This is a genomic window from Thermoplasma acidophilum DSM 1728 (genome assembly GCF_000195915.1).
GTDB classification, from domain to species: domain Archaea; phylum Thermoplasmatota; class Thermoplasmata; order Thermoplasmatales; family Thermoplasmataceae; genus Thermoplasma; species Thermoplasma acidophilum.
In genome coordinates, this window is sequence record NC_002578.1 from 1,392,995 (window position 1) to 1,416,987 (window position 23,993).

26 protein-coding genes, 3 tRNA genes and 1 pseudogene are annotated in these 23,993 nt (G+C 46.0%); 13 read left to right on the top strand and 17 right to left on the bottom strand.

The genetic code is table 11. The annotated features are described in order from the left end of the window. Positions 1 to 197 precede the first annotated feature (197 nt). A complete protein-coding gene (locus TA_RS06940; protein ID WP_010901751.1) occupies positions 198 to 1,277 on the bottom strand; it encodes a site-2 protease family protein in 1,080 nt (359 codons plus the stop codon). A gap of 283 nt (positions 1,278 to 1,560) precedes the next feature. Next, on the bottom strand, positions 1,561 to 2,649 hold the full coding sequence (locus TA_RS06945) for an MFS transporter (protein WP_010901752.1): 1,089 nt from the start codon (positions 2,647 to 2,649) through the stop codon (positions 1,561 to 1,563). Positions 2,650 to 2,764: 115 nt separating this feature from the next. Here TA_RS06945 and TA_RS06950 point away from each other — a divergent pair, with 115 nt between their 5' ends. Next, positions 2,765 to 3,976 (top strand): MDR family MFS transporter, encoded by a 1,212-nt coding sequence (locus TA_RS06950; RefSeq protein WP_010901753.1) that lies wholly within the window; start codon positions 2,765 to 2,767, stop codon positions 3,974 to 3,976. Between the two features lies 1 nt (position 3,977). On the opposite strand, the gene TA_RS06955 is transcribed toward TA_RS06950, so the two are convergent. From TA_RS06955 to TA_RS06970, 4 genes are all read right to left on the bottom strand, one after another. Then, positions 3,978 to 4,580 (bottom strand): 2,3-diphosphoglycerate-dependent phosphoglycerate mutase, encoded by a 603-nt coding sequence (locus TA_RS06955; RefSeq protein WP_048162417.1) that lies wholly within the window; start codon positions 4,578 to 4,580, stop codon positions 3,978 to 3,980. 67 nt (positions 4,581 to 4,647) lie between these two features. Beyond that, positions 4,648 to 5,403: a class I SAM-dependent methyltransferase gene (locus TA_RS06960; RefSeq protein WP_010901755.1), complete on the bottom strand. Its 756-nt coding sequence runs from the start codon at positions 5,401 to 5,403 to the stop codon at positions 4,648 to 4,650. Positions 5,404 to 5,698: 295 nt separating this feature from the next. Beyond that, positions 5,699 to 5,771, bottom strand: a tRNA-Thr gene (locus TA_RS06965). Between the two features lie 51 nt (positions 5,772 to 5,822). Further along, on the bottom strand, positions 5,823 to 7,088 hold the full coding sequence (locus tag TA_RS06970; RefSeq protein WP_010901756.1) for an alkaline phosphatase family protein: 1,266 nt from the start codon (positions 7,086 to 7,088) through the stop codon (positions 5,823 to 5,825). 138 nt (positions 7,089 to 7,226) lie between these two features. Here TA_RS06970 and arcC point away from each other — a divergent pair, with 138 nt between their 5' ends. Next, positions 7,227 to 8,144 carry a carbamate kinase gene (arcC, locus tag TA_RS06975; protein ID WP_010901757.1) on the top strand — a complete coding sequence of 306 codons (918 nt, stop codon included), beginning with the start codon at positions 7,227 to 7,229 and terminating at the stop codon, positions 8,142 to 8,144. Here the strand turns inward: arcC and TA_RS06980 are convergent. Both TA_RS06980 and TA_RS07895 read right to left on the bottom strand, forming a co-directional pair. Then, a complete protein-coding gene (locus TA_RS06980) occupies positions 8,131 to 8,784 on the bottom strand; it encodes a phosphoribosyltransferase (protein WP_010901758.1) in 654 nt (217 codons plus the stop codon). The two genes, arcC and TA_RS06980, sit on opposite strands and share 14 nt — an antisense overlap. 24 nt (positions 8,785 to 8,808) lie before the next feature. Continuing rightward, entirely contained in the window at positions 8,809 to 9,285 is a 477-nt protein-coding gene (locus TA_RS07895) for an NUDIX hydrolase (protein ID WP_010901759.1), read from the bottom strand. A gap of 108 nt (positions 9,286 to 9,393) precedes the next feature. Here TA_RS07895 and TA_RS06990 point away from each other — a divergent pair, with 108 nt between their 5' ends. The 3 genes from TA_RS06990 (at position 9,394) to TA_RS07000 (ending at position 10,793) form a co-directional block, all read left to right on the top strand. Beyond that, complete coding sequence (locus TA_RS06990) at positions 9,394 to 9,855, top strand: adenosine-specific kinase (protein WP_173338160.1); 462 nt, start codon at positions 9,394 to 9,396, stop codon at positions 9,853 to 9,855. Beyond that, positions 9,855 to 9,930: transfer RNA gene (locus tag TA_RS06995), tRNA-Arg, on the top strand. Before TA_RS06990 ends, TA_RS06995 begins: the two co-directional genes overlap by 1 nt. 32 nt (positions 9,931 to 9,962) lie before the next feature. Further along, the gene (locus TA_RS07000; RefSeq protein WP_010901761.1) at positions 9,963 to 10,793 is read left to right on the top strand and encodes a TatD family hydrolase; all 831 of its coding nucleotides are present in this window, start codon (positions 9,963 to 9,965) and stop codon (positions 10,791 to 10,793) included. A gap of 3 nt (positions 10,794 to 10,796) precedes the next feature. Here the strand turns inward: TA_RS07000 and TA_RS07005 are convergent, their stop codons facing one another. Next, complete coding sequence (locus TA_RS07005; protein WP_156778542.1) at positions 10,797 to 11,303, bottom strand: hypothetical protein; 507 nt, start codon at positions 11,301 to 11,303, stop codon at positions 10,797 to 10,799. A gap of 232 nt (positions 11,304 to 11,535) precedes the next feature. Here TA_RS07005 and TA_RS07010 point away from each other — a divergent pair. Next, positions 11,536 to 11,610, top strand: a tRNA-Arg gene (locus TA_RS07010). A gap of 30 nt (positions 11,611 to 11,640) precedes the next feature. On the opposite strand, the gene TA_RS07015 is transcribed toward TA_RS07010, so the two are convergent. The 4 genes from TA_RS07015 to TA_RS07030 all read right to left on the bottom strand — a co-directional run bounded on the left by TA_RS07015 (position 11,641) and on the right by TA_RS07030 (position 16,209). Continuing rightward, on the bottom strand, positions 11,641 to 12,651 hold the full coding sequence (locus tag TA_RS07015; RefSeq protein WP_048162096.1) for a PTO1314 family radical SAM protein: 1,011 nt from the start codon (positions 12,649 to 12,651) through the stop codon (positions 11,641 to 11,643). A gap of 138 nt (positions 12,652 to 12,789) precedes the next feature. Continuing rightward, a complete protein-coding gene (gene gcvPB / locus TA_RS07020) occupies positions 12,790 to 14,208 on the bottom strand; it encodes an aminomethyl-transferring glycine dehydrogenase subunit GcvPB (RefSeq protein WP_010901764.1) in 1,419 nt (472 codons plus the stop codon). After that, entirely contained in the window at positions 14,209 to 15,510 is a 1,302-nt protein-coding gene (gcvPA, locus tag TA_RS07025; RefSeq protein WP_010901765.1) for an aminomethyl-transferring glycine dehydrogenase subunit GcvPA, read from the bottom strand. A gap of 69 nt (positions 15,511 to 15,579) precedes the next feature. Then, entirely contained in the window at positions 15,580 to 16,209 is a 630-nt protein-coding gene (locus TA_RS07030; protein WP_010901766.1) for a 7-carboxy-7-deazaguanine synthase QueE, read from the bottom strand. Between the two features lie 136 nt (positions 16,210 to 16,345). On the opposite strand from TA_RS07030, the gene TA_RS07035 reads away from it, so the two are divergent. The 3 genes from TA_RS07035 to guaA are packed head-to-tail and all read left to right on the top strand — an operon-like array spanning position 16,346 to position 17,883. Beyond that, positions 16,346 to 16,579: an Lrp/AsnC ligand binding domain-containing protein gene (locus TA_RS07035; RefSeq protein ID WP_010916553.1), complete on the top strand. Its 234-nt coding sequence runs from the start codon at positions 16,346 to 16,348 to the stop codon at positions 16,577 to 16,579. 9 nt (positions 16,580 to 16,588) lie between these two features. After that, positions 16,589 to 16,906, top strand: a complete 318-nt coding sequence (locus TA_RS07040; RefSeq protein ID WP_010901767.1) for a hypothetical protein — start codon at positions 16,589 to 16,591, stop codon at positions 16,904 to 16,906. A 44-nt stretch (positions 16,907 to 16,950) separates the two neighbouring features. Further along, on the top strand, positions 16,951 to 17,883 hold the full coding sequence (gene guaA / locus TA_RS07045) for a glutamine-hydrolyzing GMP synthase (protein WP_010901768.1): 933 nt from the start codon (positions 16,951 to 16,953) through the stop codon (positions 17,881 to 17,883). 103 nt (positions 17,884 to 17,986) lie between these two features. On the opposite strand, the gene TA_RS07050 is transcribed toward guaA, so the two are convergent. Continuing rightward, on the bottom strand, positions 17,987 to 18,436 hold the full coding sequence (locus tag TA_RS07050; protein WP_010901769.1) for a Fur family transcriptional regulator: 450 nt from the start codon (positions 18,434 to 18,436) through the stop codon (positions 17,987 to 17,989). A gap of 212 nt (positions 18,437 to 18,648) precedes the next feature. Here TA_RS07050 and TA_RS07055 point away from each other — a divergent pair, with 212 nt between their 5' ends. Then, positions 18,649 to 19,587 (top strand): transcriptional regulator, encoded by a 939-nt coding sequence (locus tag TA_RS07055; RefSeq protein ID WP_010901770.1) that lies wholly within the window; start codon positions 18,649 to 18,651, stop codon positions 19,585 to 19,587. Further along, entirely contained in the window at positions 19,584 to 20,219 is a 636-nt protein-coding gene (locus tag TA_RS07060) for a hypothetical protein (protein ID WP_010901771.1), read from the top strand. The genes TA_RS07055 and TA_RS07060 overlap by 4 nt, the downstream gene beginning before the upstream one ends. A gap of 2 nt (positions 20,220 to 20,221) precedes the next feature. Here TA_RS07060 and TA_RS07065 read toward each other — a convergent pair whose 3' ends face one another. Together TA_RS07065 and gcvH are read right to left on the bottom strand one after the other, a co-directional pair. Further along, positions 20,222 to 20,839 (bottom strand): SAM-dependent methyltransferase, encoded by a 618-nt coding sequence (locus TA_RS07065; protein WP_010901772.1) that lies wholly within the window; start codon positions 20,837 to 20,839, stop codon positions 20,222 to 20,224. Beyond that, complete coding sequence (gene gcvH, locus TA_RS07070; RefSeq protein WP_010901773.1) at positions 20,836 to 21,204, bottom strand: glycine cleavage system protein GcvH; 369 nt, start codon at positions 21,202 to 21,204, stop codon at positions 20,836 to 20,838. The genes TA_RS07065 and gcvH overlap by 4 nt, the downstream gene beginning before the upstream one ends. Before the next feature lie 140 nt (positions 21,205 to 21,344). On the opposite strand from gcvH, the gene TA_RS07075 reads away from it, so the two are divergent. Beyond that, the gene (locus tag TA_RS07075; RefSeq protein ID WP_010901774.1) at positions 21,345 to 22,652 is read left to right on the top strand and encodes an adenylosuccinate synthase; all 1,308 of its coding nucleotides are present in this window, start codon (positions 21,345 to 21,347) and stop codon (positions 22,650 to 22,652) included. Positions 22,653 to 22,795: 143 nt separating this feature from the next. Further along, positions 22,796 to 23,268: pseudogene (locus TA_RS07080) on the top strand (peroxiredoxin). Positions 23,269 to 23,636: 368 nt separating this feature from the next. On the opposite strand, the gene TA_RS07900 reads toward TA_RS07080, so the two are convergent. Next, entirely contained in the window at positions 23,637 to 23,984 is a 348-nt protein-coding gene (locus tag TA_RS07900; protein ID WP_010901776.1) for a NifB/NifX family molybdenum-iron cluster-binding protein, read from the bottom strand. Between the last annotated feature and the right edge of the window lie 9 nt (positions 23,985 to 23,993).

The following is a 23,993-nucleotide window of genomic DNA, read 5'->3' on the forward strand; positions in this document are numbered from 1 at the left end:
TATATTCGCTTTTCAAGAAGCCTGTTCTCAAAATAAGTGTATAATTTGTGAACGTAAAAACGACGCTTCGATCAAACACTTGCTGTTAGATAGAAAAAACGCTACGTGGTGTGCATCTGTATTTTTTTCAATTGCAATCTTCTGTGCATTCTCCAGGAATTTTATGCTTATCATCTTGAGCCAGATAAATACTGTTCTTATGCAGGCTTTATCGGTATGATCGTGAATGTGAGTATGAACATTATCAATGAAACTACGCCCAGCGCTATGTCAAGCCCCGATATCTTGGAATAATCGTTTAAAGCTGGTGGATGAACGAGCCCGGTGAATATCACGAAGATGGCGATTATCCACCATCCAGTATAGAAGAAACCTATGGCGAACAGGAAAGCGAGAAACACGTACGATAGTATGTTGGCCCTGCTTCCCAGCACACCGCGGACTATGTGGCTTCCATCCAGCTGGCCCGCAGGTATGAGGTTCATTGCTGTCGCGAACATGCCGACCCAGACCGCAAATACCATAGGAAATATTGGCCCTGTGAAATTTGTGTTGAGACCAAACAGGTGGTATATCAGCGGAAACGTCACCTTGAAGGGAATGTATGCTGGGGGGATGGGCTTTACAACATTCTGAAAATAATCTGCAACGAAGAGCAGCGGAAGGGCAGTAATAAATCCGGCTATTGGCCCTGCGGCGCCTATCTCCGCCATTGCCTTGCGGTTTGGAAGCGGATCCCTGAGCGATATGAAAGCGCCGAATGTGCCTATGCCAACTGGAAACGGTATGAAAAACGGGAGTGAGGCCTTGACATGATGCTTTCTGGCGACCAGGAAGTGAGCGCTTTCATGTATTCCGAGTATGAGAAGCAGCGGAGCTGAGAAGAACAGGAAACCGTAGCCCCATAGCCTAAGCTCGTAGTATGCACCCTTTGGCACGAAGTTTATAGAGTACTGCGAACCCACATACATTGTGGAGAGTATGGTGGCGACGAGAAGTATCAAGTTCACTATATTGCCAAAATAACGCTGCTTCGGCCTCTTCGTCACCTGTATTATGTTTTCTCCGTCCCTTATCACCATCGGTATGAAGCCATGGTCAATGAGATCCCTGCGTATGTAATCGAAGGCGTCGTCTATGTTGGGATTATCGCTGTCAAAGAAGTAAAACTTGACTGAGATCGGATCCACGATTATATCGTATACATTTATCCTTGACGTGACCACAGAGACAACGTATTTTAAATCCTCATTCTGAACCTTGATGGTCTGCTCCATTTATCATTACCTGATCGTTATATATCTTCCCCGGAAGTAACGAGATGCAGTCACGTTTCCTGCACTCTGACCCTCCGGGGAACTCTTTGCCCGCCTCTGATCGGATTATCACCGAAAGCTACACCACATATTCTCAATTCGAGGCCCATGGCAAGGCAACCTCTAGTCTCACGTCGTCGTTACCACTCACGGCTCATGGAACTAGATGATGAGACAATCCAATATTAAAAATTGATTTAATTACTTTTACATTGCCCGTGGATATCTTCATTTATAAGGATAATTAGACCTTGTGCGTCTCAGATCGTACCGAGACTGAAAATGCTTTCTGGCCCATGGCTGAGATCAGGATGAGCAGGGCCATTGAGATCACGGTTATGGTGACAGCTGACATACGAACGTATCCGATCAGATAGATCAGCGTTGGCACCATGAAACCGTTTATGGCAGAGAAATTCATTGACGGCCCTATCTTCTCCGGGCTCAGGTTTTCATCCCTTAAGAACCCGGGAATTACCGCATTTACCGCCAGGCCAAAGACGGTAAACACGATCGCAGCATAGAAGTTGAGGAACAGGAATGCGAATACAGATAACACCATAGATATGGACGCTATGGAATAGACGGATCTCTTAAATCCGTAGCGCTTGGCAATTACAGGAAATGCCATATAAGCCGGTACCGCGAGGAAATATGCAATTTCTGACTCAAGGAACGCCTGCGATCCGAAGATCTGCGGCACTATCTGCAAAACGAATGCAGGTTCGAAAGCCAGAAAGTAAATCAGGAACCCATACAGGGAGAAGTTGAAGCCTGAAGCTATGACATGGCCTATGCTGACTTTTCTGAGGAGCATCCCGAGAGCGGAGATCGGCAGCGCTACTGCGCCTGAAACCAGTGCATATCTGTAGGGCAGTATGGCGGAAACCATGGCTGCGAGTATCCATCCTATTGCCCACCCTCCCGTGGTGAGGCCGATTATGTGCTGCTTTCTTGTTCGGACTGCAACCTCCACGGCAAATGAAGTTGATATGCCGAAGGCCACTCCAATGAGGAATCGCATGATTATCATTATGGGAACACTGTCTAGAAATGACATGTAGGCCGAGATAAGTCCGAGCGCTGACATTGAGACGGTGAACGGCGTTCCCAGGTACTTGAAGCGCGAATACATATAGGCTCCGATGAACCTACCTATGTATGGAGAACCAATTATAATGAATGTTGTATAATATGGTATGTTCAAACTTTTTGATATATATGCAATGTAAAATGTTGGAACTACGAGAATAAATGTCGGAATGACATAGCCAATTATCGCCAGAATTTCAGATATATGTCCATACTGTCTTACAGTGTATGCAGTTTCCATAGTTTTTCCGACATTTTGTATTGATATTTAAGCATTTTTGAATTTTTCCCGAACATTATGACGTGAAACAGCATCGAATGGAAGAATAGATTAGGATGAAGGCAATTATCGAGGAATGATCGGTGGGAATGCGCCGGCACCATACTACAGGAACAGGTCTCTGTGGGGAGTTAGCATTGCAGCCTCGGTAAGATCCATAGGTTACGGTGCAACATGGCCGTTTCTTGCCGTGTACTTCAACACGTATCTTCACATGAGCCTATTGTTCGTTGGCCTTATATTCACGCTGAACTCCGGCATTTCCATAGTCTTCAGCCTGTTTGCCGGCTACATGGCAGCCGCATTCGGAAGGAAATTCACACTCGTGCTGGGAAACGTGGCCGGTTTTATCCTGTACTTGCTGCTGTCGATCTTTTCTGGAAAAAACGTAGCGATCATATCGACACTCTTCGTGCTGACGGCGTTTTCCGGATCGCTAGTCTTCCCCTCTGCAAACTCAATAGTTTCAGATATAACCTCGAGCATGGATCGTGAAATGGGATATGCAATCTACAGGATAATGGCAAACCTTGGCTGGGCCATAGGCCCTCTCATAAGTGCAATCATATTCTCCTATGGTTTCGGCTTCATATTTCTGTTCGTGGCCATAGCCAACGCCTTCGCCACCGTGATTGCCCTTATCTTTGTGAAGACGAATACGAAGTTCCGATCGAACAGATCCGGCTTTCTGGTCAAGGATTACACGCTTTTCTTTTTCAGCGTACCGGTTTTCCTGCTGATAATGGTTTCATCGCAATTCTCCGTTACTTTGCCAATATACATAGTTGATGACCTCCATATTGTGATAAAGAACCTGGCCTACTTCTATGCTGTCAACGGAATAGTGGTTGTCGTGGGCCAGTATCCCATATCCAGAATGATGAGGGGGCACTCTGACCTTTACGGCCTCATATTCGGATCTGTCTTCTACACCATCGGGTATCTTATGGTCTCGTTCTCGCACAGCCTGTTCTATCTCATAATCGACATGATCATTATAACCATAGGCGAGAACTTTACCTCACCGAACATAAGCACTGTGGCGTCGAAAATCGCACCCAGGGACAAGGTTGGGCGTTATATGGGGTTCATAGGCATGATAAACCAGCTTGCCAGAACGGCATCGCCGTCCGTGGGCACATTCATACTATATTCGCTTTCATCTTCTCCCATCCTGGTCTGGCCAGCGATAGATGGATTCGGCATATCGGCCATCATCCTGTTCCTTGTATTCAAGATCGCATTCGTTGACAGGAGCAGGGCTTCTGGCAGGCCTGTGAATATCTGATCTATTGAATATTGAGATATTTCCGGACACTGTCTGTCATTGATATGGCACCCAGTGTAAGGATTCTTCCTATCTCCACATCTATTACCGTCATAGACGCATTCTTTATGGAGAGGCCGTATGTTTCTTCCTCACCCATTTCCAGGAAATACGAAATGGCTGCTCTTATTGGATCAGAGTGGGTCACGTAAACGTTTATACCTTCCCTTGATGCTATGGCCTCAACCACGCGTTTTTGAAGGCTATCCCACTTCTCCATTTCAAGATCTTCCCTGATCTTCCCGGTTATGTGCCCACTATATAGACCATTCGTGAACTCGTTTGCCTTTCTGCCTCGTGCCTTGCCAAGACCGATCTCTATCAGGCGCTGATCCGTGACCACGTCCTTGTTGAAACTGTCCGCTATGATCTGCGCTGTGTCGAACGCACGTTTTATCGGACTTGAATAGAAATTCTTAATATCTATGCCCTTGAGCTCGGCCGCCGCATGTTCGGCCTGCCTCATACCCTTCTCGGTTAGCATATTATTGTCTATTGTATCTGATAGGATACCCTTGACATTGATATCGCTCTCCCCATGCCTTATAAGTATAGCGATCTTCATGATGCCTCCATCACCAATGCCTATTAGAAATTTATATATCACGTGTATACGGATATCCTGTTTGTCATCACATTATTCGACCTATGAATACCCTGGTGGTGTACCTCAATATTATCTTACCATTTTTCTGATTTGTGGTGAACAGATCCTGGAGCCTTGACATCGCATCCTTGTACCTCGGATCGTCTTCCTTAAGGCTGTAAGACGTGGACAGATACCTTCCCACCAATCCATCAAGGTCTAGCTCCTGGAGATTGTCCATCTGGTAATAGTCATAATCGTAGTTGAAGAAACTGTATATTCGCTCAACGGAGATTGCGGTGCTACCTGTGCCGCGATACCCCTTGCTGAACTCACGAATGATCTCTTCGTACTGCTCAGTGAAAGGATCGCGCACATCCCTATCGTTCCATATGAGTACGACGAGGTTCGGAGGCTTCAGTATCCTCCTGAATTCCCTCTTCGCCTTATCCTCATCAAACCAGTGGAAAGACTGGCCGGCCGTTATAACATTGACAGAATGGTCGTTCAGATGGGTAGATTCGGCCTTGCCATTGACAAAAGTAACGTTACTGTAACGAGAAAGGTTCTTTCTGGCCATGTTAAGCATATCGTCATTCGGATCCACGCATATTACCGTGTTTCCATTCTCAAGGAACATTGACGCTAGTATTCCAGTGCCGCAACCCATATCCGCAACGATCATATCCTTCGTGAAGCCGTATTTATCGTTCAGAAGTTTTATGATCTCTGGCGGATAGGAAGGCCTGTATTTGGAATAGGCCTCAGCCTTGCCTGTAAAATTCCCCTCTGTTGTAGCCATACATATGCACCTCCCGCCAGATCACATATCTCAAAGTGTTCACATTGTTAACGTCAATACAGCGAGCGACAATAAAAAGATTTCTGAAATGCCAAGAAAACCGAGATTCCTTGATCTTCTGGCATTGTCAATGCCTACCTAATACCAGCATTCGGCATTGTTAATCGCTTTGGTGTCTATTGAAAATAATATTATATCGATGAACTGTGTCATCAGCGATAGGCATAACAATTTTAGGAAATCCAATACAATATAAGCAAATGTCTGTAAAAAATGTGACAAAATACTTAAAAAAAGCCACTGGAGGGCATCGATCCCCCGACCTGCTGATTACAAGTCAGCTGCTCTACCAACTGAGCTACAGTGGCTTACTGTCAGGAAATTCAATTTTGTATATTATTTTTTATCTTTACAAAACCTCAAAACAATTTTGATGCCTCGCCGAATGCCAACGGTATCAGCATCTCCTTCTCTGACAGCCCGCCATGCATCCCTCTCATGTGCGAATCGCGCATGCCCGGAAGCCTGTACCAGATCATCTCGTTGCCGGGCGGCACTATGATCATGTTTCCGGCCCGCCTAAGTGTGAGATCCGCAGGCTTCCGCGGACCAAAGAATTGCTGTGAAACTATGTTTTCCACCAGATCTATGAATGCACCGCCGAACTCTTTCTTCGCATATCTAACGACATCATCCAGATCTTCCTTCTTAACGAATAGAAAGACGTCTCTCGGGCTTCCAACAGGAGGTATCTTGTATCGTCCATCGCTCTTCAAAGATCTGAATATCTTTCTCTTGTCGTTCAGGTAAACGATTCTTGACGAATCCACCTGAATGTGCCCGTGATCCGATGTTATCACGATGAGCGTATTTTTAAGATTTTCAGCAGGTATCTGCCTGAACGTGTCCACTATCATGTTGGATATGGTTGAAGCCTCCAACCTGTACATTTCGCTCTCTGGCCCGTAGACATGGCCAATATGGTCTATATTGTCCACGTAGAAGTAGTAATAGTCATAGGCGCCGCGCATTATCTCATTTTTCAGAAGAAGAAGGCCGTCAGTTATGTAAGAATAGCCTATCACATCTGAGCCTTCCTGTATCAGTTTTGTATATTCGCCGCTGACTATATTGGACTTCAGGAATGAAACACTGCGTATTCCATCGGATCTTAGGCGATGGAACACAGTTTCTCCCCTGAACAGATTCGCAGGCTTCATGTGCTCAAACCGTTTTCTATACCGCTTTACTATTGGCTTGTAGGGCAGCGTAAGGGCCACTGTCCTCGCTTCATCAAAGTAAAGGATCCATTCAAGTAGGCCGTGATCCGATGGAGGCAGGCCGGTATTTATGGTGGTGTTTGCAGCAGCGGTGGTCGATGGAAACACCGTAGTTATCGGACAAAGATATCCGTTCTGGGAAAAAGCCTCGTGAAGATGAGAACCATAAGCCGGATTAGTAAACTTGTCATATCCGAAGCCATCAAGATAGAAGAAAACTATCCTATCATAAGATCCCCTGAAATAAGTGAATATGCTGTCTGCAAGCCTCTCCTGGCCACCTACACCAAAAACTTCTAAAATGGAGTTCGGAACATTGTAAAGGTTGTAGCCCTCGTAATTCGGTTTTATTCTGTCATCATCGATCCTGTTCGCGGTGGCCTTGCCGTACGTATCCAGTATCATAGCGGCCGATCATTTCATCGATTATAAATATGAGTTGTGGTGGTCCGTAGCCAGAAAATATATAGCAATGGCAGAGGGTATGCATATTGCCCAACTTTATATATTTCAATGGGATTTCTCACTTTCCCCGGTGAAACAATGAGCAGGATCGTAATAGCATTGGGAGGAAATGCACTTCTACAAAATGGAGAGAAACGGGATTACGAAACGCAATACGAACATGCATACAAAACATTCGAAAGCCTCAGGTTCGTGACTGAAGACAACGAAGTGGTCATAACACATGGAAACGGCCCGCAGGTGGGAGACATACAACAGAGCCACGATATCTCGGGCATAGGGGCATACCTACACCAGAGCGTTGCAATGTCCCAGGGGTACATAGGAGAGATACTTGCGAACGCTTACACCAACATTAAGACCAAATACAACCTGCGCAAGAACATATTCACCATAATAACCAGGGTACTCGTGGATGAGAATGACCCAGCGTTCAGCAATCCGGAGAAGCCAATAGGCCGGTACTACAGCGATGCTGAGGTTGAAGAAGCAAGAAAGAACGGCTGGATCATGAAGAAGTTTCGAGATGGCTGGCGCAGGGTCGTGCCATCACCCGATCCGAGACAGATACTGGAGGAACCCGTTATCGAATACCTGCTCCACAACGGCAATCTGCCCATAGCAGTCGGAGGCGGCGGCGTCCCAGTTGTCAGGAAGGGCGAACAGATACATGGCATCGATGCCGTAATAGACAAGGATCTGGCCTCATCCGTTCTGGCCACAGCTATAAGGGCAGACTTCCTGATGATACTTACTGATGTTGACAACGTTTACGTGAACTACGGAAAGCCTGATCAGAAGGGGCTTCACGAGGTACACGTCGAAGAGATCGAAAAATACCTAAAAGAAGGGCAGTTTGGAGAGGGGAGCATGAAGCCAAAGGTCATGGCTGCCATAAGGTTCATAAAGAATGGCGGCAAAAAGGCATTCATAACATCGATAGAGAACAGCATGAATGCTCTATCAGGGAGATCCGGGACTATCATTGTACGATGACGAAGTCCCTACCCTCTTTTTTCATCCTGCCAAACACGACGAAGTCGTTGAGTATCTCCTCCATGTTCAGAGATGAAACATCAAGATCGTAGTCCTCTTTGAGGGCGTCCACAACCTCATCTGCATTAATCCTGTCTGTGAACGACTTTCTTATGAGGTTGTTCAGATCTTCGTATACGTTCCACGGGAATATGAACCATGCCCAGTTCTTCTCCGTTATGAGCTCAGAATAATAATCAGGCACGAACTTCGACCTGCTTATGTGCAGCATTGTTGCACTTCTCAGCTCCCTTGGCTTCAGCGATTTCACATAATCGTAAGCTAGGCTCATGCTCTCTCCAGTATCGGTAATGTCATCCACGACGAGAACATTCTTTCCGGAGAGATCCATGTTTATTTTTGTCTTCAGTACCGCTTCGCCATCCTTGGTGGCGGTTATGCCCCAGTGTTCCGTCTTCACACTGAGAAGGTCCTTGACCCACAGCCTATCGGACAGTATCCTGGCTGGAACCAGCCCTCCCCTTGCAATTCCAATGATCGTGTCCACATCGAATGAAGCCTGAACCTTTCTGCTGATGTTTCCACACCACCTGTCAATGTCAGCCCAGCTGACCAGGGTGGCCTTGAACTTGTTGGCCATGCTATCGTGATTATGTGATTGCGTTTAATTCTTTTTGTCCGAAGGTGTGATCGCTGACATGCATGCTGTTGATGCCAGTAAGAATGCTATCCTTATTGCATCTGCATTCGTGTACCATCTGACCATGCTTAATGCTTCCTCTAAGTTCATCCACCTGTACTCGTCATGTTCATGATCTACATTTCTCGATATATCCACGGAACAAGATCCGTCAATCTTCACAGCGTACACGTGTTCGATAAAATCCATTCCATGAGCCCAGAATCTGAACGCCATGATCTCGTCAGATACGCGATCAATGCATTCTTGCTTTATTCCTATCTCCTCTCCAATCTCCCGCATAAGTGCCTCATGCAGATCCTCTTCCGGCTCCACGTTGCCGGTTATGTTCTGCCAGAAACCTCCATGCTCTGGATTTCTGTGCAGTATGAGAAACTCCGGCCCTTCATTGCACCTGTATATGACTGCCTGTATCTTAACCCCCGTTCTAGTGCTCACCATGGGTGCTTTAAACCACACACGTTAAAAAGCTTTGGCGACAAAAAGAGCAGTTCGAAAGCAATAAATCATGTCTAACATTAACAGATCGTGTCAATCGAAACCGTTGATATGGTTATACCAGCTGAAGCGAATATAATAGTCGGTTACTCCCACTTCATAAAGACAGTGGAGGATCTGAACGAGATAATCAGGACACACGTGCCAGGATCTAAATACGGAATAGGCTTCTCTGAAGCAAGCGGGGACAGGCTTATCCGTTATGACGGAAACGATGATGATCTTGTAAAGGCCTGCATAGAAAACATAAGAAGGATCTCTGCAGGGCACACGTTTGTAATACTCATAAGAAATGCATATCCAATAAACATATTGAATGCGGTAAAGATGTGCCAGGAGGTCGGATCGATATTCGCTGCAACAGCCAATCCGCTTCAGATCATAGTATATAAGGGTGAACGCGGTAACGGTGTGCTTGGAGTGATCGATGGCTACTCGCCTGTTGGCGTTGAATCCGATGCAGACATCGAAAAGAGGCGCCAGTTCCTCAGGCGCATAGGCTATAAGGAGTAGGGCCCGTAGTGTAAACGGATATCACAGGGGCCTCCGGAGCCCCTAATCCGGGTTCGATTCCCGGCGGGCCCGCCATTCACAGATCTTTACAGAGTTAGGGATCATCTATGGAGAGATACAGTGGGAGAATATTCGATAACCATTTTCATTTGAATCCTAAATCGAATTTCCTTGGTGCAGCAAATATATTCAAGAGATCCGGCGGAACCACCCTGAACCTGACGAATCTACCCTCGCACGATGCGATCACGGAGTATTACCGCAGGCTCTACGATGATACCATCAGGATTGGGGATCTGGTTCATTATGAATTGGGCCTCGAAATGCTGATTACGATAGGGCCCTATCCATTCGACTACTTCTTCTTTGAAAGATATGGATCTGATCCGGTGAATGAGATGATGCACGGTTTAGATCTTGCTGCAAAATACATTGAGGATGGGAAGGCAGAAGCGATCGGTGAGATAGGCTTCCCACATGTGCCGCAGCCAGAATCCGTCATGGAAAGATTCTGGGAAATGCTAGATTACGCAATGAAAATTGCCCATGACGTCGATGCACCGATCGTAATGCATACCTACGATCTTTCATGCGAGGATTATGCAAAAATAGAGAAGATCGCCAAAGTCAATGGCTCCGTATCCGTGGTAAAGCATCATGCCAGGCCATCGGATCTGACCTGCAATACAGGGATAGCAAGATCGGTACCGGCGAGTCGCAGCGCTGTCAGGAAATCGCTCCTCTTATCCAGAAACTTCATGCTTGAAACGGATTTCATAAATGATCCGATTGATGCGAATAGATTTTTACCTCCGGATAGCGTTCCCAAGAGAGCACAGATGATACTTCAGGAATACGATGACGGATCTGAAATACTCAATAACATATTCAATACGATACCTGAATCAATATACCCAAAACTGAAGGAAAAACGCTGATCCTCACCAGTAATCCTCGTTCACGTATTCCTCGTACAGATCTGCCAGTTCGTTTTTATTCATCTCCTCGTACTTCATTATGGATTTAAGCACATGTTCGATCTCAGTACCGCTGTACTCCGTGCTCATTATCTGCAGAGCCCTGTGGAGGTCGTCCTCCTCCTTTATGGACTTCAGAAGAGCGCTTTTTATGTCGGATATCTCGCTCACGTCTGCATTTCTTACTATGTGTTCTATCATCTGGTAGCTCCTTGATTCGGGTTTCACCGCATCAAGATTGCCAATTTTCAGAGCTTCTTCTATCTTCTTCCTGCTCTGCATCTCCAGATCGGCGACTCTGATCAGCATGCTCCTTACGTGATCAGGAAGATTTGAGTTTGCGATCTTCCTGTACGATCTTTCCCTCTGGCTTTTAAGCTCCGCAATGCGCTTTAACAGTATCTGGATGACCTCATCGTAACTATTTCCAGATATGGTTTTGTATTTATGTGTCATGACAACGAATATCATGAATTCATGGTTAATAAGCTTTGCTGTATGTACTTCAGTAAAAAATCTCCCAAGGGAAATCTATGATCCATACAATAAAAATGTTGCAAATTTTCAGCAATCGCTACAAGGCGAATACTCTGAATGTGCTATATTATATGTCAAAATTGCTGGTCTCATGATGCAGTAATCGCACTTATCCGATAAAGTTAATTCTAAATATTCGGTTTCAATAGCGTTAGGTCAATTCAGTGGGCGCATGGCCTAGCCTGGATAGGGCAACAGCCTCCTAAGCTGTAGATCAGGGGTCCAAATCCCCTTGCGCCCGCTCATAACCTTATCCATTTTAAATTAAAAATCAGAATATGGATGCTATGTAATCCGCTATGCTTCCGAATATTCTCTCACTCACCATTGACGGCTTCCGCCATGAGAATATGGATGGCTCTAGATAGCATGAGAGCGAACACTTGTTGCAGGACTCGTATGGCTTCCAGTCATAGGTATTCCATAATTCCTTTATGTCGATTTCCCACACTTTTTTCTCCCCTGCATATTCGTTTAACACGTAGCATGGCATAACTATCCTGCCCTGCGGGTCTATGTTCACGGTTGACCATGGCTTGCATGCCCACGGTATACCATAGTACCAGGAGTTAACTAGTGTATCGAAATATTCCTTTGAGTTTACTATGGGCGCACCATCCTCCTTCATCTTTTTGAGATCCAGGAGCAGATCGTAGAGCTTCTTCCTGTCTGGCGATAACTTGTCTGCGGTACTGTAATCGTAAGATACCTGTATGTTCACACCGATACCAAGCTCTTCGGCCAGATTCACAACGTATTTGATGTCATCCATATTGTTCGTTGTTATGGTTGTGCTCATCGCAACAGGAACATACTTCTTGGCCTCCTTAATTCCTTCGATCGCATGATCGAAGGAACTTGGTACACCGCGTTGTTTATCGTGCGTCTCCTTACGGCCGTCTATTGACACGAACAGGTAATCCAGGTACCTTGATATGGATGAGGCACGCCCCTTCAGAAGCCAGCCGTTTGTGACCAGCGATGTGTGGAAACGCTTGTGAGATTCCTTGAGAATATCCTCCAGATCGTTCCTGAGCAGTGGCTCGCCTCCCTCGAAACCCATAAACGAGACACCGGCCGAAGCCAGCGAATCCATCATCTTTATCTCTTCTTCAAGAGAAAGAAGCTTTTCGTCCTTCCTTCTCCAGAAAGGGCACATATCGCACCTTAGGTTGCAGGTGTACAGCAGCTTATGCCCGGCTATAAAAGGGAGTTTCTTACCGGACATCGTTGATATCTTTCTCTTTATTGTTCTACCTATGACAGGTTCGAGTATGGCCATTATATTATCAATCAAATTAGATATTTAAACTTAATTAATAGTTAGAAAAACAAATTTCATGAACGAAAAATACGCATAAAAGCGTATGAAAAATATTTATTATTTTTACCTGAATAAAAATTTAACCTCGTGGTGAATTCACCACCTCACCTTTAGATCCCTTGCGGCCTTGACCTCATCGATTCTCGATACGGCTGTATTCCTGGGCCTGGATTTCAGATCATCCTCTGGAACCTTCAGCGCCGATATGAGTACATCCGCATACCTGTCAAGATCATCCTTGCTCACGGTTTCGGTTGGCTCTATCATCATGGCCTCCTTCACTATGAGCGGGAAGTAGACGGTCGGCGAGTGTATGCCGAAATCCAGCAGGTATTTTCCAATATCCAGTGCACGCCTTCCGGTTTTCTCAGTTGAGAGCACAAACTCATGCTTTTTCAGCGGATAGTATGGTACTTCGTAATACCCTTCCACCTTCTTCTTCAGGTAATTTGAATTGAGAACAGCTCTTATGGTTGCGTTCTTCAGGCCATCGTCTCCATTCCTGATGACGTATGACCAGGCTCTTAACAGAATGGAGAAAGAACCGTAGAATGATGATACCCTGCCTATGCTCTTCTTCTTGCCGTAGTCTAGGAAGTATCTCTTGCCGTCGTAACCGACGACCGGTACTGGCAGAAAATCGGAAAGGAACGATTTGACGGCAACCGGACCTGCACCCGGGCCGCCGCCTCCGTGCGGTGTTGCAAAACTCTTGTGGAGGTTGAAGTGTACTATATCGAAACCCATAAGGCCAGGAGATGTTATGCCGAAAATGGCGTTTAGGTTTGCACCATCGTAGTATAGAAGAGCCCCAGCATCATGCAAGATCTTGGCTATTTCCGTTATGTTCTGCTCAAATATGCCCAGCGTGTTCGGATTCGTTATCATGAGCGCAGCTGTTTTCTTGGAGATCGCTGCCTTCAGGGCATTGAGATCCACCATGCCTTCGCTGTTCGATGGTATCTCCACAACGTCGAAGCCACCCATCGTTGCAGAAGCAGGATTGGTTCCATGGGCAGAGTCAGGAACGATTATCTCAGTCCTATCTTCGTGCAGATCCTCGAAGTACTTCTTTATTATGAGTATGCCCGTGAATTCGCCGTCCGCACCTGCCATTGGCTGGAGCGTAACCGCATCCATATCCGATATCTTCTTGAGAAACTCCTGAAGTTCATACATTATCTGGAGAGTCCCCTGAACAGTGGATTCTGGTTGGAACGGATGGATGTTCCTAAACTCCGCAAAGGAAGCTATCCTATCTGCATACTTCGGGTTGTACTTCATGGTGCACGATCCCAGCGGATAGATGCCAACATCCACGGTGTAATTCATCTGGGATAGCCTGGTGTAGTGTCTCACCACATCAACCTCTGATACCTGCGGCAGCTTCAGATCTGTCCTTCTCATATCCTGCGGCAGCAGGTTCTCATCAACATCCTCAGATAACTTGAAGCTCGTGTCTGACTTTATGTCCTTTATCAGAGGCTCATCATAGTACGCCTGCCTGAACTCCATTCAGATCACCTCCAGCGCAGCTGCGAGTTTTTCAATTGCAGCTGCATCGGTCTTCTCCGTGACGGTAAAGAATGTTGCATCCTTCATCGGTGTATCGGAAATAAGCTGCCTTAGCTTGAGACCGCCCAGTATATTCTTAGAGGCAAGGGCCTCCATAACATCCCTCTCAAGCCTGAACATAACGTCTGAGAATGATTCTGTGCTGAAATACGGTTTTACTCCGATCGAAGATAGTTTCTCCTTTATCATCCTTGAATGCTTTATTGTCAGGAGGGCAACCTTTCTCAAGCCAGTGGAACCCATTATGGAGAGGTACGCCGATGCTGCAAGCGTCAACAGGGCCTGGTTTGAACAGATGTTGCTTGTAGCCTTGGCACGTCTAATGTGCTGTTCCCTGGTCTGAAGCGTCATGACGTATGCCCTTTTACCGTTGGAATCGATAGATTCACCGATTATCCTGCCAGGCGACCGCCTTATATGTTCCATTTTGAACGACATCAGGCCAAGGAGCGGACCACCAAAATTCATAGGTATGCCTAACTGCTGTCCCTCCGCAACGGCTATGTCGGATCCGTATTCTCCGGGCGGCTTGACTACACCCAGAGATATGGGATCAACATACGATATTAGAACAGCATCCTTTTTTATATCCTTTACTCCGAAGATGTTTTTGTCAAGAATGCCGTATCCATTTGGATTTTCCACCACTATGGCGGATGTATCGCTGTCGATCTTCGAGGATAGATCGTCAAGGTCGATCATGCCGTCCTCTCCTATCCTGTACTTCATGATCTTCATATTGAGACCCCAGATGTAGTTCCTCAGTACAGATATCTTTGAGTCATAGCTTGATTCTGGCACCAGTATCTTGCTGTGGCCGTTGATCCTGTAAGCCATTCTGGCGGCCTCGCCAAGTGCGGAGTAACCGTCGTACATCGATGCGTTTGTGACGTCCATCCCCATGAGGTCCGAGATCAGGCTCTGATACTCGAACATGGACTGAAGCATGCCCTGAGATATCTCCGGCTGATACGGTGTGTACGAATCAAGGAACTCCGGCTTTGATAGTATGTAGTTTACAGCCTCCGGGATAACTCTGTCATAGATACCGTTACCTAGGAAGTTGATCATATCTGTCTTATTCTTCCGGCCAATTTCCATCGCGCGATCTATGACGCGGTACTCGTCCAGGCCGCCACCAATCCCTATACTCTTTTTCCTGACTGATTTCGGTATATCTGAAAAGAGTTCTTCCGGATCCTTCATGCCCAGAAAATTGAGCATAGATAGAAGTTCATCCATGATCCAATAAGCGTTTATGATGATTTATTTGTTTGCAAAAACCGCCATTTCCTGATATGAGATACCATTTCACACGCCAGGTACATCGCCGTATATGATCTTGTGTATTTGAGGCAGAACGCGGACATTGTATCCTGTTCCAACTATGCGGTCGGCTATACGCCTGATATCGGAACCCCATGCGGGCTGGAAAACAAAGCTCAGGCCTTCACCGTACCTATCAACGAAGTCTATGGCGAAATCCAGGTCTGTATCATCCTTTATCACTATCTTGAGATAGTCCTGCTTGCGGAGATATCTTAGGTTGTCCATGAGGAATCCCTTTGTGACCTTTGCTGAAGGCGGTTTGACATCCATGTCGATGAATATCCTGTCGGAGAATACGAAATTCCTTATGCTTATTGTGCCGTTGGTTTCTATGAGAACATTCTTTCCCATGTCAACCACGGATTTCACGAAAGCCAGGGCATCTCTCTGCACCAACGGTTCTCCTCCGGTGAAGCATACCCAACCCTCCTTTGCTTCCTTAACGATGCCCAGCAACTCGCTAAGAGGGATCTCTTTTCCACCGTAGAATGAGTACTTAGTATCGCACCATTCACATCGTATGTTGCATACGTTCGTCCTGACAAACAGCATTGGCAGGCCCGCATACGGGCCCTCGCCCTGTATGCTGTGGAATATCTCTGTTATCAGCACGAACGCCTATTGATAGGAGGCTAATATCATTATGTGTTTAACATCCATGTATTATTCTGTCATTTGAGCGGCGTTCAGGTGCAGAAAAACACAAAATTTATTAACATTTTACAGTATTACAGTTTAGTGGTGAAAATTGTCAATAGCCTTCGTTCTTATTAGCACCGTTCCCGGAAAGGAACATGAAGTGTACAACAAGGTGCTCAAGATTAACGGTGTGGTCGAAGCCCACCCGCTGTTCGGGGAATACGATATTATAGTTAAGCTGGATATGAAGGATTTCACCGAGATAGGTGAGGTGGTCATAGAGAAGATCAGAACAATAGACGGGGTTATTGACACAAAGACGCTGACAGGAATAAAGCTGTGAGGTGGTATAGTGATTCCTTGGTCTCCTTGGAACTGGGAAGTCTTCTTGCTCGTGATTCTGGCGCTTCTGGCTCTATCGCTGATAGTGCTCGGTATACTTACCGCGTACTTTGGAAGCGGAAAGAGCAGGATAGCCGGAGCCGCGCTTCTGATCATTGGTCTGGTGGTAGCAGTTATGGACATAGTCGGGCCGAAATACATGTTCCACTTCGGTCTGGGTCAGTGGGCTGCATATGTTGCGCTCGGGACAATATTCTATGTCATAGCTGCAATAATAGGCGTTGTGATCGGTTTGCTGGTCTTCCTGGGTTTCATAATGAAAACCTGAAGATCGGCCAACAAAATATTTATTTACATTTTTAATCGGCCACAATGAGCACTTCTTCCTACATCGATCAGATCAAGAATGAGATTTCTGAAAAGGTCAAGGGGCGTGCAATAATTGCAGTATCAGGTGGCCAGGACAGTTCACTTCTCTCCGTTCTCGCATCACAGGTCCTCGGCGATCGATTGCTCTGTGTTTTCGTTGATACCGGCCTCATAAGGATAGGGGAGGTTGACCGGGTCAGGAAGTTCTTCGAGGAACACGCGATGAATTATAGGATAGTGGATGCTTCAAAACGCTTCCTCGAAGCTCTAAAGGGCATAACGGATCCTGAGGAAAAACGCAAGATCATTGGGAAAATGTTCATAGATGTGCTCAATGAGGAGGCTGAGAATTTCCACGCGGAGTACCTGCTTCAGGGTACGATCGCACCGGACTGGATAGAGAGCGGTGGCCAAAAGAGGGATACGATAAAGAGCCACCACAACGTTGGCGGGCTTCCAAAGGAGATGAAGCTTAAGCTTGTTGAACCGTTGCGCGATTTCTATAAGGATGAAATAAGGGCAATGTCAAGGGAACTCGGACTCAGAACCGATCTGCAGCCATTTCCCGGCCCTGGGCTTGCGGTTCGCATAGTTGGCGAGATCACACCGGAAAAACTTGATCTTCTGCGCAGAGCGACCAGGATCGTTGAGGATAAGATCGAAAGCGCATTAAAACCTGAGGAGCGCCCCTGGCAGTACTTCGCTGTTCTGCTTCCCGTTAAGACCACGGGCGTGCACGGAGATCGCAGGGCTTATGGATATACGGTCGCCGTAAGGATGATAGACAGCATAGATGCTATGACGGGCACCTTCACAAAACCTTCATGGGATCTGCTTGAAGACATAGCAAACACAATAACTGATGAGATACCCGATATAAACAGAGTGGTATACGATATAACAAACAAGCCCCCGGCCACAATAGAATGGGAATAGATATCAGAAAAAATTCGATATCTTCTTAATTTAAAAGAATGGATAACGAAAGCGTAAAAATTTAATGAAGCCGATCAAAGAATCGGCTAACACTCAATACTTATCAGTGCACAATTGGCCTTGTGCTGGCCATTTCCTGTTTTTCCTTCGCTTTGCAATCAGGGCACACGCCCCTCACAAACAGTGTTATGTTTTCAAAGTCAGCGTCTGAGTTTTCCCTGAGCAGATCAAGAAGCTTCCCCTTATCTATCTTAACGTCAACTATGTTTCCGCACACCTTGCACATAAGGTTAGCGTGGAGCTCAACCTCGTTCTCGAACCATGTCGTGCCATCCACATCGAAGGAGTTTATGCACCTGACATCTGCAAAAGCCTTTAATATATTGTATACCGTGGCAAGGGTGATCGTTGGAATGGTCTTCTTGATCTCCTTATAAACATCGTTAGCAGTAAAGTGTCCCGGGCCTTTCTTCAGATACTCAATAACTGCCAGCCTCTGCGGCGTTATCTTGTAGCCTGCCTCTTTGAGCATAGCGACATAGTCTTTAACCATATCTACCAGATAAGATATTTCAAATGCGTATTTAAATTATACTAATTAATATGTAAACATAATAAATCGAATATTAAAATTATTATCAAACAGAACACATCATTTGCCTCACTCAAAGAAAAATGAATGCATATCTATTTAATAATCTAAATTTAAATCTCAAACCGTATATGCATGAAAATGCTTAAATACAGAATATCATAATAAGTACTGTGGAAGATAAAAAGGATGCGCTGATCTCCAAGACCATATCGATGCTTCTGGATAACGGCTTTGCGGTAGCCGACATAAGTGGGCAGTTCTCAGCATCCTTTGACATAATAGCAAGGAGGAATATAGAGAGATACGTGCTAAAGGTGCTTTACAACATAGACACGCTGAAGCCAACAACGGCATACCAGCTGGCCAAAGTTGCTAAATTCCTAAGATCGACAGCCACTATTGTGGGTGAGAAGGCTGGCGGTGGTCCTCTGGAGGATGGGGTGATATATTACAGGCACGGAATTCCCATATCTTCACTTGATACCTTCAGGGACTATATCAACGGAGAAAAGCCTTACATATATTCCGGGCCGGGTGGGTTCTACGTTAAGATAAACGGTGAAGCGCTCAGAGAGATGAGGATGAAGATGAGCCTCTCCATAGGATACCTGTCGCATTATCTCGGTGTTTCCAGGAGATCGGTATCCCTCTACGAAAATGGATCATCGGCAACGATAGATGTCTTCCTCAAGCTTCAGGAGATCATCAAATCCGATCTGGTGGATCATACGGACCTGTTCAAGATCATTCCAGACAATTTCCAGGAAGAGGAGAGGGTTGATGACGTTTACATACAGATGCTGTTGGATATACTAGAGAGGATCGGGCTGGATACTAAGCCAGCGTACAGGATGCCCTTTGACATTCTTGCAAGGGATGAGGAGGTTGTATCGCTGATAGCTTCCCTGCTGTCAGAAGAGGCGGATAAAACAAAGATAGAGATAATGAAGAAGATTAGCAGTGTTCTTGAGGATGATGCTTTCCTGATCAGCAAGCATTCTACCACCAGAGAGAACATAAATGGATGTCCGGTGATCAACATCGTGGACCTGGAGAAGATGACCAGCAAGGATGAACTTCTTAGGATGCTGGAGAAAAGGGCCAGATGATCGCCAGATTCAACAACAATGAGCATGATATAACGTTATTTGGTGGAATAAAGGGCCTTGTCAGGGATGGTGATGATCTCAAGAGCGCTCTTTACCAGGAGAGGCCTGGCGCAATATACATAGTTCTTAGCAAGGAACAGATCGATGGTCTGTCCGCATTCCTAAAGGATCCATTTGAGCTTTCCATGTCGGATTACGAGATATCCTATGGCCTTCATCTCTCGGTTTACGGCGAGGTCATGACGCCGCCCCCAATCTACATTGAGGCTGTAAAATATGCCGAGGAAAACGGCAAGGAATTAAGGCCACTTGACGTACCTGAAAAGGAATATTCAGAATTTTACGTCAAGAATGTGAAGATGTTCGATCTTCTCCGCAACTCCCTCAGAAAGAGACGGGTCACCAGGATGGAATTTGGGGATACCAGCCCTGAGGATTTTGTCAGGAGATGGGAGGAAACGATGAACAGGGTGAAGGGGCTCAAGAGGGTTGAAGATTACCGGCTTTCATATATAGAAGAGAGGATCAGGGAATACCTATCGTCAGAGAAGGAGAAGAATGTCTTCATAATAACAGAATTCGAATTTTACGATCAGCTGAAGAAATTTCTGTCTGACGGCATGAATCGCTGACCTTAACCTTGTACGCTATTGTCCGTTTCTTTGCCGGAAAAACCATAAAAAATAATGTATACTTCACTCGATTCCTTCCTTGATGCCGGCGGTTTTGTTATCCTGTGATCCCTGAAGTAATGCCCCCAGTTCTTTATGAAATCTCCCGTCATGTCCCCCTGAAACTGCTTAACAACCGCAACGCCTCCTCTTCGCAGCGTGTCCATGGCTATCTTCATGACTGCGTTTCCTATCATCACCGATGCGGCATGGTCAGAGCTTCTTATACCGCTGGTCTTGGCCATGGCGTCCGAAAGCACGACATCAAATCTCTGTACGAGCGATCTGGCCATTTCCTCCCTTATCCTTTCCGCTGCATCTTCCCTCAGGATGTTCAGCTTCAGGAAGATCACTCCGGGTATCTCATCCATGGGCTGTATGTCCACCGCAACTACACGGCATCCATGATCGACAAGCACCTGTGTCCAGCCACCAGGCGATGATCCGATCTCCAGCACAGCCTGTCCATCCTTGATGATACCGTAGCGTTCTATCAGGAATTCAAGCTTGTATGCGGCCCTGCTCCTGAACTGATCTCGCTTTGCCCGCCAGTAGTACTGATCCCTGTGGTCGGAACTCATTGTATTAACTTCCTGTACTCCGATGCAGACAGGTGTTCTCCCTCACTCTCAATGGCCATCTTGACCAGCCAGCTGCCGTAAGGATCCTTGTTTATTGATTCCGGATGCTTTGCGACCTCTTCGTTTACGGCGGTTACCGTTCCTGTTATTGGGGAATAAACATCCTCTGCTGATTTCACGGATTCTATTGTCAGAAGAACGTCTCCGGCCTTCTTCTTATCCCCAACCTTTGGAAGATCGACGTAGACTATATCCGTCATCTGGGACTGAGCATAATCAGTTATTCCTATGGTCGCTGTGTTTCCATCCTTTCTGTACCATTCGTGCGTCTTCGTGTAGTTCAAACCCTCTGGTACCTCTGTCATGATCAATCTAAAGCGTTAAAGCCTATATTTTTTTGTCGTTTTCCTGACGCCTTTTGATCTTCGTCATGGATTGCCCTGAACCGCGATCCTGCCATGCAAAGAAACCTTTTATCTCTCCAGATCATAGTGTAAAGGTCTCTATGGTTGTACCTAATGGAGAGGGCGATAAGACTGCGGCTGTTGTGGGTCTGCAGTTTGGTGATGAGGGAAAGGGCAAGATAACCGATTATCTCAGCGGATCTTACGATGTTGTTGTTAGATTCAACGGTGGAACAAACGCTGGGCATACCGTGGTGACCGATGAAGGGACGTTCAAGTTCCATCTTCTCCCTTCAGGATCCCTGCGTACATCATATGTTGTGCTCGGCAGCGGCATGGTTATCGATCCGGTTGCGTTGATCCCTGAGATAGAGATAGTGAGAAAGATCAATCCGGCACTGAAAATTATAATCAGCAGAAACGCCCATGTTGTAACGAAGATGCACAGGCAGATCGATGTGGAAGAGGAGAAGATAAGATCGAGCCTGATGATAGGAACCACTGCACAGGGCATTGGCCCCACATACGAAGATAAGTACGCACGGACTGGGATAAGGATGGTCGACATCTCCGATATTGACCTGATCAAGGAGAAGATAGAAACCATGTACAGGATGCACTCCAACCTGTTAGCCAACACTGAATTTTCCAATCTGGCAAAGAGAGAGGAAATGGCCAAGGAGATATACGAAGCTGGCATCAAGCTCACTGGATACCTTGACTATACGGAGGTAGCGATAGACAGGCTTTATTCCCAGGGAAAAAGAATACTGTTCGAAGGCGCTCAGGGCGTGTTCCTGGATCCAGATTTTGGGTTCTATCCCTTCGTCACATCATCGAACACCATAAGCGCTTCAGTTTACACAGGAACCGGCTTCTCTCTCAGGAAGGTCAACAGGATAATAGGAGTTGCAAAGGCGTACGTATCTAAGGTTGGGGAGGGGCCATTTCCCACCGAAATAACTGGCGACCTCGCCAAGCAGCTCAGGGATCTCGGTGGCGAATACGGAACGACAACTGGTAGGCCGAGAAGGGTCGGATGGCTCGATCTGCCCATGCTGAAATACGCAGTACGCATAGATGACGTGGATGAGATAGCCATAACAAAGGTTGATACATTGGGCATGCTTGACACGGTTAAGGTTTGCAGACAGTATCTCATAGATGGGAAGCCTATAGATTATGTTCCCAGAGACATGAATACCATAAAGAAGATCGAACCCGTGTACGATGAGTTCGAGGGATGGGGTGCCATCTCAGATTCGATCAGCGGCAGGAAGATATCGATAGATCAGCTGCCATCAAAGCTGGTGAAATACATAAAGTACATTGAAGATCAGGTTGGAAAGCCCATCGGCATAATATCCATGGGGAAGGAAAGGAACAGAACTGTGAGAATAATAAAATGAGCGGAGCTACAAAAGTTTAAATTAACCTGCACTGATTTCTATGCATCCACGGGCGATTTATGAACGCAAGATGAAAATGCTTGCGTAACGTAAATTGCCCGTGCCAACCCATTGTAGCTTTTTGGGCAAAAAGAGGTAATGTCATGGCGGTGAAAGTAGGTGATAAGGCTCCGGATTTCGAAGCTCCGGATACAAATCTGAAAATGAGAAAGCTCTCCGATTTCAAGGGCCAGAAGGTAGTGCTTGCCTTCTTCCCCGGCGCATTACAAGCGTCTGCACCAAGGAGATGTGCACGTTCAGAGATTCAATGGCAAACTTCAACAAGGTCAACGCAAAGGTCATCGGCATAAGCGTGGATTCTCCCTTCTCACTGGCAGAATTCGCAAAGAAGAACAATTTGACCTTTGATCTGCTTAGCGATTCTAACAGGGAGATATCGAAGAAGTACGGTGTGCTCCACGAAAACTTCGTGAATGTCCCCGGGCTAACTGCATCCAAGAGATCGGTATTCGTGATAGACAAGGACGGCATAGTCAGGTATGCATGGGTAAGCGATGACCCCGGTAAGGAACCGAATTACAAAGAGGTACAGGATTTCGTTTCAAAACTGAACTGATCTTCTCATAATTTCTGTACAGTTTTTATAAAATAATTTTTTGTTAGCCGAAGGATCAATTTTTATCGCGGGACTGTTAGATGCCACAAAGGCATCGATAAGATAAGGTTTTATCTTTCTTTGAAGTATTATTATCGTTATGCGTCATATCTCATAGGCATTTGAATTCTCATCAACTTCCTTATCTCTATAGCACAGGCAATTATCCCTCATTGAGTTCCTCGAGAATCAATACCTGAAGTATAAACGCACAAGAAGGGGATCATCATTCTATACCCAAAAAGTCCGTGGGATTACTAGATTAGCAAGCAGGATCAGTTCCTAAAGGTGTTCTGACATAGTCAATAAAACGAAAATATGGAAGTACCTTAGATATCAAGCTCAGATATCAATTGAGATATTGTTTCGCCTCTGGCAGACATAATCCTGATGCCTGCGTTGCTGAAATCATTATACGCCCGTGGTCCTATTCTACTTGCTATGATAACGTCCGGATGCATATCAATGACCTTCTGATGTATCGATGAAGCCGCCTTTTTCTCCTCCTCGCTCCTTTCGTCCGCATGCGGCCCTTCACCCGCTATAAAGTCTATGCTGACTATTCTATGATCTAGGACGCTAACAAGAGCCAGGTATGGTGCGCGGCCAAAATGCGGTGAGATCTTTGATGTTTCACCATTTTTCTCGAGAACAGGTATCAATATTTTCATTGCCATCAGTGGTCT

What these genes read in the sequence shown, in the direction of transcription:
- TA_RS06940 (WP_010901751.1), bottom strand. Translation starts at nt 1,277, where the DNA reads ATGGAGCAGACCATCAAGGTTCAGAATGAGGATTTAAAATACGTTGTC.
- TA_RS06945 (WP_010901752.1), bottom strand. Translation starts at nt 2,649, where the DNA reads ATGGAAACTGCATACACTGTAAGACAGTATGGACATATATCTGAAATT.
- TA_RS06950 (WP_010901753.1), top strand. Translation starts at nt 2,765, where the DNA reads ATGATCGGTGGGAATGCGCCGGCACCATACTACAGGAACAGGTCTCTG.
- TA_RS06955 (WP_048162417.1), bottom strand. Translation starts at nt 4,580, where the DNA reads ATGAAGATCGCTATACTTATAAGGCATGGGGAGAGCGATATCAATGTC.
- TA_RS06960 (WP_010901755.1), bottom strand. Translation starts at nt 5,403, where the DNA reads ATGGCTACAACAGAGGGGAATTTTACAGGCAAGGCTGAGGCCTATTCC.
- TA_RS06970 (WP_010901756.1), bottom strand. Translation starts at nt 7,088, where the DNA reads ATGATACTGGATACGTACGGCAAGGCCACCGCGAACAGGATCGATGAT.
- arcC (WP_010901757.1), top strand. Translation starts at nt 7,227, where the DNA reads ATGAGCAGGATCGTAATAGCATTGGGAGGAAATGCACTTCTACAAAAT.
- TA_RS06980 (WP_010901758.1), bottom strand. Translation starts at nt 8,784, where the DNA reads ATGGCCAACAAGTTCAAGGCCACCCTGGTCAGCTGGGCTGACATTGAC.
- TA_RS07895 (WP_010901759.1), bottom strand. Translation starts at nt 9,285, where the DNA reads ATGGTGAGCACTAGAACGGGGGTTAAGATACAGGCAGTCATATACAGG.
- TA_RS06990 (WP_173338160.1), top strand. Translation starts at nt 9,394, where the DNA reads ATGGTTATACCAGCTGAAGCGAATATAATAGTCGGTTACTCCCACTTC.
- TA_RS07000 (WP_010901761.1), top strand. Translation starts at nt 9,963, where the DNA reads ATGGAGAGATACAGTGGGAGAATATTCGATAACCATTTTCATTTGAAT.
- TA_RS07005 (WP_156778542.1), bottom strand. Translation starts at nt 11,303, where the DNA reads ATGATATTCGTTGTCATGACACATAAATACAAAACCATATCTGGAAAT.
- TA_RS07015 (WP_048162096.1), bottom strand. Translation starts at nt 12,651, where the DNA reads ATGGCCATACTCGAACCTGTCATAGGTAGAACAATAAAGAGAAAGATA.
- gcvPB (WP_010901764.1), bottom strand. Translation starts at nt 14,208, where the DNA reads ATGGAGTTCAGGCAGGCGTACTATGATGAGCCTCTGATAAAGGACATA.
- gcvPA (WP_010901765.1), bottom strand. Translation starts at nt 15,510, where the DNA reads ATGGATGAACTTCTATCTATGCTCAATTTTCTGGGCATGAAGGATCCG.
- guaA (WP_010901768.1), top strand. Translation starts at nt 16,951, where the DNA reads ATGAGCACTTCTTCCTACATCGATCAGATCAAGAATGAGATTTCTGAA.
- TA_RS07050 (WP_010901769.1), bottom strand. Translation starts at nt 18,436, where the DNA reads ATGGTTAAAGACTATGTCGCTATGCTCAAAGAGGCAGGCTACAAGATA.
- TA_RS07060 (WP_010901771.1), top strand. Translation starts at nt 19,584, where the DNA reads ATGATCGCCAGATTCAACAACAATGAGCATGATATAACGTTATTTGGT.
- TA_RS07065 (WP_010901772.1), bottom strand. Translation starts at nt 20,839, where the DNA reads ATGAGTTCCGACCACAGGGATCAGTACTACTGGCGGGCAAAGCGAGAT.
- gcvH (WP_010901773.1), bottom strand. Translation starts at nt 21,204, where the DNA reads ATGACAGAGGTACCAGAGGGTTTGAACTACACGAAGACGCACGAATGG.
- TA_RS07075 (WP_010901774.1), top strand. Translation starts at nt 21,345, where the DNA reads ATGGTTGTACCTAATGGAGAGGGCGATAAGACTGCGGCTGTTGTGGGT.
- TA_RS07900 (WP_010901776.1), bottom strand. Translation starts at nt 23,984, where the DNA reads ATGGCAATGAAAATATTGATACCTGTTCTCGAGAAAAATGGTGAAACA.